8 protein-coding genes and 1 tRNA gene are annotated in these 7,817 nt (G+C 44.1%); 1 reads left to right on the top strand and 8 read right to left on the bottom strand.

What is annotated here, in order from left to right:
• Positions 1-714: 714 nt before the first annotated feature.
• From ACDQ55_RS21390 to ACDQ55_RS21365, 6 genes are all read right to left on the bottom strand, one after another.
• A tRNA-Ser gene (locus ACDQ55_RS21390) sits at positions 715-810 on the bottom strand.
• A 51-nt stretch (positions 811-861) separates the two neighbouring features.
• Entirely contained in the window at positions 862-1,305 is a 444-nt protein-coding gene (locus ACDQ55_RS21385) for a tyrosine-type recombinase/integrase (RefSeq protein WP_420983682.1), read from the bottom strand.
• The gene (locus ACDQ55_RS21380; protein ID WP_420983681.1) at positions 1,277-1,726 is read right to left on the bottom strand and encodes a hypothetical protein; all 450 of its coding nucleotides are present in this window, start codon (positions 1,724-1,726) and stop codon (positions 1,277-1,279) included. The genes ACDQ55_RS21385 and ACDQ55_RS21380 overlap by 29 nt, the downstream gene beginning before the upstream one ends.
• Positions 1,723-2,577: a tyrosine-type recombinase/integrase gene (locus ACDQ55_RS21375; RefSeq protein WP_420983680.1), complete on the bottom strand. Its 855-nt coding sequence runs from the start codon at positions 2,575-2,577 to the stop codon at positions 1,723-1,725. The genes ACDQ55_RS21380 and ACDQ55_RS21375 overlap by 4 nt, the downstream gene beginning before the upstream one ends.
• Before the next feature lie 133 nt (positions 2,578-2,710).
• Positions 2,711-5,461 carry a toprim domain-containing protein gene (locus tag ACDQ55_RS21370; protein WP_420983679.1) on the bottom strand — a complete coding sequence of 917 codons (2,751 nt, stop codon included), beginning with the start codon at positions 5,459-5,461 and terminating at the stop codon, positions 2,711-2,713.
• Positions 5,458-5,718 carry a SymE family type I addiction module toxin gene (locus ACDQ55_RS21365; protein WP_420983678.1) on the bottom strand — a complete coding sequence of 87 codons (261 nt, stop codon included), beginning with the start codon at positions 5,716-5,718 and terminating at the stop codon, positions 5,458-5,460. Before ACDQ55_RS21365 ends, ACDQ55_RS21370 begins: the two co-directional genes overlap by 4 nt.
• Positions 5,719-5,907: 189 nt before the next feature.
• Between ACDQ55_RS21365 and ACDQ55_RS21360 the strand changes: the two genes are divergently transcribed.
• The gene (locus ACDQ55_RS21360) at positions 5,908-6,270 is read left to right on the top strand and encodes a helix-turn-helix domain-containing protein (protein WP_420983677.1); all 363 of its coding nucleotides are present in this window, start codon (positions 5,908-5,910) and stop codon (positions 6,268-6,270) included.
• Between the two features lie 60 nt (positions 6,271-6,330).
• Here ACDQ55_RS21360 and ACDQ55_RS21355 read toward each other — a convergent pair whose 3' ends face one another.
• Both ACDQ55_RS21355 and ACDQ55_RS21350 read right to left on the bottom strand, forming a co-directional pair.
• Complete coding sequence (locus ACDQ55_RS21355) at positions 6,331-6,690, bottom strand: hypothetical protein (protein ID WP_420983676.1); 360 nt, start codon at positions 6,688-6,690, stop codon at positions 6,331-6,333.
• Position 6,691: 1 nt separating this feature from the next.
• Positions 6,692-7,817 (bottom strand): RHS repeat-associated core domain-containing protein (locus ACDQ55_RS21350; protein ID WP_420983675.1); only part of this gene is annotated, 1,126 nt, incomplete at its 5' end.

The raw sequence follows: 7,817 nt of genomic DNA, 5'->3' as shown, positions 1-7,817 counted from the left end.
TGAACTCAAATAGGCCTGAATAATAAGATGCTTGTCACTTTCCAGATAGTAACCGTTCTTAAGTTTGACGATTTTCTTCATTTTTTACATTTTTTGTGTAAACCTATTTCAGGACAAGACACCGTTTGGGCGCTTCGCCCAAACGGAGCCACAGCAGGCCGGGCCTTCGACCTTTGTCTCGCCGGGAGCGCAGCGGACGGCAAAATCAAAAATGCAAGGCCCGGGGGGACGGCAGGGGGCGGACAAAAATGGGGTAGCCGAAGGCTGGTGACCATAGAGGCAACCTTTTGTAAAAACAGCTCGCCAGACTGGCAGGCTGCCCGACCGACGGCCAGAGGGAGACCTTTTCACATGCCAGGGCTTTATGGTGAGTAGCAGGAACATGTTATTCCGAAGCAATGTCACTTGCCTTTAATACGCCTTATACCTGCTTTATACCTGCCTTTGACGTGGACTTGATGTGGACTTGATCACCTTCTGATCCGTAGTCAGATGCTCAATAAGGATGGGGTTCGACTGATCCCCCTCACTGCCAGCGTCAGGGATTCGAACCCCTGATCCATTGGACGCGGGTTCGATTCCCGCCATCTTTATTAGGTTAGTCTAATAATGTACCCCAGATGGGAGTTGAACCCACACCAGCTATGATCTACTGCTTAGAAGGCAGTTGCTCTATACACTTATCTTGATTAAGGATTTTTGTAAAGGGGAGGATGCGCCCCCCTGGGGCTCGAACCCAGGACCAACAGAGTCAGAGTCTGTCGTACTACCGTGCGGAGGAGATTCGAACTCCCAAGTCCCTTCAGGCACCCCAGAGGTTCCGAGCGGATTCGAACCAGCAACAATAATAAAACATTTTTTTTATTTCATCGGATGATACTGCTCTATCGCAGCTTTTAACACCTCTACCCCGCTTTGCTTATATCGCTCCGTACTCGACGGATATTTATGCCCCGCGAACTGTTGCACCACGCTAATATCATAACCCTGCTGTAGTAGATTAGCTATCACACTGCCACGTATAGCCTGCGCCGTTACTGCCCGTTCAGGATACACATGCTTATAGCTCCTGATTACATGCTTTACTATATCATCTGCACTCATGGGCTTTCCTCTGTGACCGATCAGCAACACATCACTATCAGCACCCTTTAACAGCTGCGGGCGCACCTGCTGTAACCAGGTATATAACAACAGGATCTGACCGGCCTTTAATGATAACATACGGCTGTTAGTAGTATGAGTAGATTTTATGTAGATGCTGCCAACTTCCATATTAATATCCGTTACGCTTATAGCCGCCATTTCCTGCGGTTTTAACCCCTGATAGACCAATAGCCCCCATTAAAACCCGGTTACGGTAATATAAAGCCTGATAACGCTCTTTGCGGCTTAGTAACTTTTCCAGTTCTTCCCCGGTAAACAGATCCTGCAACTGTACATCACGGCTGCGCTGATCACGTAACAGGATAGAACGCGCAGGATGATCATCCCGACTGCCGATATAACATAAATAATCATAGTACACTTTAATACTGCATAGGATGCGATTTAACGTAGCTGCATTATTATAACGCTCTCGTAAAACACTTAAATAACCGATCAGCTCTGCATAAGTAGCCACCTGCGCAGCTGGATAACTACTTAAAAAAATGGTTATTTCACGGTGATAACTTTCCGCCGTTGCAGGCGTATAGTACTTTTCAAGATATTCATATAAGGTCATAAGGCTTGTAATTGATGTGATCCGGGCCGGGCGTATATCTGCGTAGATTCAAGACATTTGTGTCCTAAAAAATCCCGTACATATTCCATACTCATGCCACGCTGTAAAAGATGGGTTGCTATGCTGTGCCGCAGATAATGAGGGCTGATCTCCTTACGCATACCTGCTTTGCGCACTAACGATTTAAGCAGGTTAGCATAACTATCACCCCGCATAGCCCTACCCATGCTATTAAGCATAAACGCAGTACCCATGTACCGGGCTTTGCCCCGCTCCTGTAATACATACTGCTCCAGACTCGCCGCAACCCGGTCCATTAAGGGGATCACCCGCCGCCGGTCACCCTTGCCTGATCTCACATATAATAACCGCTGCCTGAAGTGAAGATCTGATAACCGTAGCCGTACCGCCTCACTGCGCCTTAGTCCGCAACTATAAAACAGGTGGAGCATAGCATGCTCCCTGCAGGTGGCTGCCGCCGTAAATAAGGTTTGTATTTCAGCCACCGTTAAGGCTTCCCGGTAGCCACGTCCTGGGCTTTTAAACTTCAACATACTAACCGGGTTAATGGTAACACCTCCGGTTTCAAGCTGCCAGCTAAAAAACACCTTCAATGCATATACATAATGACTGATCATCATTTCGCTTAAAGCGCCTTCTCCGCGCTTTAACGGCCGTTCATGCAGCCACTCGTAAAACATATTAATATCCGCTGGCCGGATCTCTCCTATACTGCTATACTGCCCGTACTCCAAAAAATCACGGATACACGCAGGTAACATCCTTTGCGTACCGATGCTGTACCCTAGCACGGACAGGTAGCTTTTAAAACTACCTATGATCTGGTACATAATTAATGATATTATTTTGTGGTAAAATAAAAGGATGGGCTAACAGTATGGTTATTCCGGTATAGGTATGACGTCTTTCTAAAAGGGGCCTTGAGCACTTTTTTGTTACGCGTTACGCCAGGGCATATTTTGGCTATGGCAGGGGATTCTGGCGTTTCGCTGGTGTTTCACTGGTGTAACATAGAGGAGGCTGGTGTAACATTTTTAAGCAGATCGATTGCTCTTGCAGGTGCTGCTTCACCCTCGCCCGTAAGGCTTCGTAATTATCCCAATAGATTACCTGATAGGTAAATCCACGGTTAGCATGGCCTCCCTGTTGACGAACATATTCCAGGCGGCTAAGATCATTAAAACAACGGAACACCTGCATTTTACTACAGCGCAGCCCCTGACGAACTTCACGCAGGCTAAAGGCAGCCGTTTTATAGTTCTCGCTATATTCCTTGTGCAGCCAGCACTTCAGCTGTTCAAAAAACTGCCGTAGACTGCCATCCAGCTCATCTACTTTCAGCACTATACTATCGAACATAATATCAACCGCCATTTCAAGATCGGATATTTCTGTGATTAAACGACCTTTACTATCTTTTTTTCTTTGGTACTGATGTACCAACGTGATCATCTTTACAAAGTTTAAAAACAGGTCATTTAAACGCCTGATCTTATGTGCACCAGGTGGCAGATGTAACTTATTGGCATAAGGGTTAACTACCTGGTAAGGCTGTAAGCACCGCACCAGGTTTTGTATAACGTGTTTTGTGTCCTGCTCTTTCCTGCTGTCGATTTCACCGGATGCTTTATTATTCTGATAACTGATAATACGGCCCGTTTGCTCCGCACTTTCATCCACCGCCAGCAGGAACACACGGCTCATATTATCTTCATAGATTTCTCCACGCGTAGTACAAGCCAGTGAAGCAATAGGACCCTTTACCGTTTTCTGGCCGCTGGTGATCTGTCCATTATCCAGCTTAATGCTGGTAGCACTGTTCAGCTCTCCGTTGCTCTGTAACTCCCTAAACGCAAACTCTGCCTCCTCACTAAGCCCGTCTATATCCTCCAGGCACAACAACCGGTTTATAAAATAATGCTCCGGGTAGTTATACAATACTTTATCACTAACGCGGGTTAACTTCGTTACTTTCTCCTGCGGGATGCAATCAGATATTTGTTTTAACAGCCGGGTCTTGCCGCTGCCGCTACTACCCTGTATCAGCGCGTGTAAAGTTTCGGGCATCTTATAACTGATGGCGATTAGCAGTAAAAATAAACGGTTTGTTTCCTCTCCTACTATACCTGCCTGACCCAACAGATCATTTAATCTCTTTATCAGATCCGACGCCTTTAAAAAGCCCTCTGCTGTTGTGCGCTCCTGTAACGTAAGCGGATAAACGCCTGTAACAGCACCATTATCCCCGCCCGGTTTAATAAGATCCTCTTCCCGGTACTCGTCCAGCAGATCCGTTAACCGGTATAAATCCCCTTCCAGTAAGGATTTATCAAGTAATAGTTTCTCGCTTACCTCCCTGCTCACTTTCTCTACCTGCTTATCCTCGTACAAGTCCAGCTTGTTACGGCTTTTCTGGCTATTATCCTTCCGCTCTACTACCAGTGTAACCCTCATACTATCCAGCCCCTTACTGATACCTCCCTGTATATAATAAGAAGCATATGCCGTAATGTAACTGAGTTTATATGGATTGCCCGTATCCAGGACACCAAGCGGTGGCCCCTTTTCAGTAGCCACCGTACCGGGTTCCGGTATTATTTTTTCAGATGAAAATGAAGTTTCATGAGCGCCATCTAAAGACGTACATGGTGGCGTATAAAGAAAAAAACCTTTCCGTTCACTAAGCAGGTGAACAAAAATACCCGGTTCATGGGACAGTGCAATACTGTTTACATCCTCTCCCGCAGGAAGACACAGCGTACTAATAACAATATGCGGCAGCTCCTCCCGGAGCGCTGCCGCATATTTAGCTGCTGCTTTATTTCCTGCATCATCTCCATCAAAGGCAAAAATAATCTCCTTTAACCCCCGTAAAGACTTTACTGCCTGCTGATGCTCCTTTGTAAAACCATTAGTGCCATAACAGGATAATACGTTGTAATCCTTTGTTATAGCGGGTTGCTGTAATAACGTGGCAGCATCTATAATAGCTTCCGTTAGGATTAAACGTTCCGTTTCAGGCGCAGGATAGCCAGGATACAACCCCTGACGGTTTTTTAAGTAAAAATGCTTCTGGTCATCATCATTGACTGTACTGCGGAAGTAAAATCCGCTCACCTGGCCACTGCGATCACGCAGCGCGAACACCAGGCTATACTTGGCAAAAGGGCGATAGGCTGTTTCTCCCGTCTTGCTCTTACGGTCATGCTCACTCAGTAATCCAAGTGACAAACAGCTTTTTATCAGCTCCTCATCCTTTCGCACGCCATGATGGAACTGACCAGCATTATAACCGATCTCCAGCAACGTATGATCAAGACCACGGCTGGTAAGGTATTCACGCGCTGGTTTGCTGTTATGCACACCATTCTTAAAATAGGTAAACATATTGCCCAGTATAGATATACCAGGCCGTGAGAAAGTCAAAACAATAGGACTAATATCGCCGGTCAGCTCTTTACACTTTTCTATCGCTTCATGTTTACTGCAGCCTTCCTTGTACATAACAAAATCGATCACATCCAACGCCTTCCCGTGTGTTTTACAATTACTGCTAAAACAATAACACGTATGTGTTTTATAATACACCTGAAGACTCGGCGTTTTATCATCGTGGAACGGACAATGCAGGCGCAGGTGCTTATCTGGCTTTAACCCGTAATGCTGCAAGACAGTCGATAACGTAAGCTGCTGCTTGATTTCTGCTATCGTCATTGCGCCAGCTTCTTTAATGTCTGCTTCATTTCCTGTAAAGCAGACTTATATTCATGCGCGGCCTGCTCCGTACCTTCCAGTGGTTCTATGATCAGCAACCGGTCACGGGTGGTAATCTTTACCATTTCCCCAACTTTAAAACCCAACTCCTCCAACCACACTCCGCTGATATTGAGCCACGGAACTATTGTATGACTACCTGATTGATCCCGGTGTTTCGGTTGTAGCTTGATTTGTCTGTTATTACTGATCAACATAAAAAGCATTTTTAGTTAACTCAATAGGATGTATGTGGAAAAATATTTTATTGCTACATTTATGCAGCAAAATAAACGTTTATGTAGCAAATAAACAAACTTATTTTTCGCACACTAACCCCTATCAGTATCAAAAACTCACCAAAACTGCTACAGATCAGCTATTTTTGTTAACCTAAACAGACTATTATGTCTCAAAAAATTAATCTCGGTAACCGTATTCTTGAACTGCGTAAAGCTAAAGGATGGTCACAATCAGAACTCGCTGATAAAGTGGATATATCCTACGCCCAGATTGGACGATACGAGACTAAAGGCGCGCAACCGCCTGCCGAAGTAATAAAGAAGATTGCTGAGGCGCTCGATACCTCTGTAGATTATTTAATTTTCGGCAGCTCTACTGACAAAGCCACGGCTGCATTGCATGATGCAGAAGTCATCCGGTATTTTAAAGAGATTGAGACGCTACCAGCGGATGATAAAGCCGCGCTCTTGCGCGTCATTGCAGCGTTTATCAGAGATGTTAAAACCAAACAAACTTATACACACTAAATCTATAAACGACAAAACCCCGCCACTGGCGGGGTTTTGTCGTTTATGTACAATAAATACTTATTGAAAAAGTAGATATTTCTCAGAATAAATCCAATCATCTAATAAGGGTAACATTTGGACTTCATCTGGTATAATTCCATCAATAAATTCAAAATTACCAATAGTCTTCCAGCCATGTGGGATCTCATCAAATAGCTTTAAAAATTGTTGGCTCACACTTTTTAAACGTATTTTACAACCCAGTATTGTATTATCACTTTTAACAACTCCTGTAAAACAGTAGCCCACAGGAATATCAAATTCTGAGTAATCACAAAAAAATACAACATCATTCTCTTTTACATCTAATACATCTTTATAAAGATTAAACATCTTATTTGATAGCCGTCCTAATACCTTTACTTTTATATCCTCCATTTTATGGCTTTTTTAATTGGCTCGCTCTTTTATAAAATTCATCAACTTGCTTTGCATCAAGCCTAGGGGTTTCCCTTAATACATTACTTAGTTCATCCAATTTCACCTTAGACGGTAATTTAATTCCCATGTCACCCAAGATTCCCCTTGCCTCACCTGAAGTTATTGTCAAAGTTGCTCTTGATGTAAACTCTGCTGGCTTTATACCTACTGCGATTTCTTTCTCCATATCACTTAAAACATTACTTGTAAACTCCACTCCTTGTAAATTCTTAGGAAGCACTACCTGCAATACTCCTTTCCCATAATTCTCAGCGTTAGTTGCAAAAACTGTCGCAACAACCGGATCTGAGCTTGTTGGCGTTATTCCTAATCTCTGCAAAGATGAAAGCCCTTCAAAACCTTCGCTCGTCCCTCGAAACAAATATTTCACTTCTGCAGCAGCTTCCCACCCCATACGAATTGTGCTACTAAGAATCTTTCCCGCTCCCCATCCCATAGCCGCACTAAGAAAGGTATTACGTGATTCCATTTCTTGTTCCTTCCTGCCTTCAGGAGTTTTAGCACGGTTATGATTAAATGCTCCTGCCATTTGTGAAAACAACAAAAACTCACTAACCTTTCCTTTTGTTGCAAAAGCATCTATTACTATAACAGTACCTATAAGTCCTCCTACTCCCATAGCACGTACCTGCTCTCTGTACTTATCCTCGCTAAGTTGATTACTAAGATATGCCTCTTCTTTACGTCTAAGTGTATTATCAATACCTTCCTCTTCTCCATCCCTGTCTATAAAAGCAATAGGCTTATTTCCTGCATAAGAGTATGGTGCATAGTGAGGGTACTGTTTGGTAAGTGGATCAACTGACAGGAACCTGGCTACTCGTGGATCATAGATTCGCATCCCATAATCCTGCTGATTCCCTTCTCCTTTGATTTCGTTGTCATTCTCCTTCCCATTAAACCCATACCTATACCTACCTGGCACACTATTATAAACACTGCTATCAATTGGCGTCACATACCCATTCAACGTAAAATTATCTATCCGGAAGGTCCCCTGGTTACCTGTTCTGTTACTCAAGGTAACCTCTACGGTTACTTTGCCCATCAGGTTGGTGACTGGA

The sequence above is a fragment of the Chitinophaga sp. 30R24 genome (assembly GCF_049056765.1).
Classification (GTDB): domain Bacteria; phylum Bacteroidota; class Bacteroidia; order Chitinophagales; family Chitinophagaceae; genus Chitinophaga.
The sequence above is the reverse complement of the archived record's forward strand: the minus strand, read 5'-3'. Positions and strand labels throughout refer to the sequence as shown.

Coding starts and splice junctions, on each gene's coding strand:
- ACDQ55_RS21385 (WP_420983682.1), bottom strand. CDS start 1,305: ATGGCGGCTATAAGCGTAACGGATATTAATATGGAAGTTGGCAGCATC.
- ACDQ55_RS21380 (WP_420983681.1), bottom strand. CDS start 1,726: ATGACCTTATATGAATATCTTGAAAAGTACTATACGCCTGCAACGGCG.
- ACDQ55_RS21375 (WP_420983680.1), bottom strand. CDS start 2,577: ATGTACCAGATCATAGGTAGTTTTAAAAGCTACCTGTCCGTGCTAGGG.
- ACDQ55_RS21370 (WP_420983679.1), bottom strand. CDS start 5,461: ATGACGATAGCAGAAATCAAGCAGCAGCTTACGTTATCGACTGTCTTG.
- ACDQ55_RS21365 (WP_420983678.1), bottom strand. CDS start 5,718: ATGTTGATCAGTAATAACAGACAAATCAAGCTACAACCGAAACACCGG.
- ACDQ55_RS21360 (WP_420983677.1), top strand. CDS start 5,908: ATGTCTCAAAAAATTAATCTCGGTAACCGTATTCTTGAACTGCGTAAA.
- ACDQ55_RS21355 (WP_420983676.1), bottom strand. CDS start 6,690: ATGGAGGATATAAAAGTAAAGGTATTAGGACGGCTATCAAATAAGATG.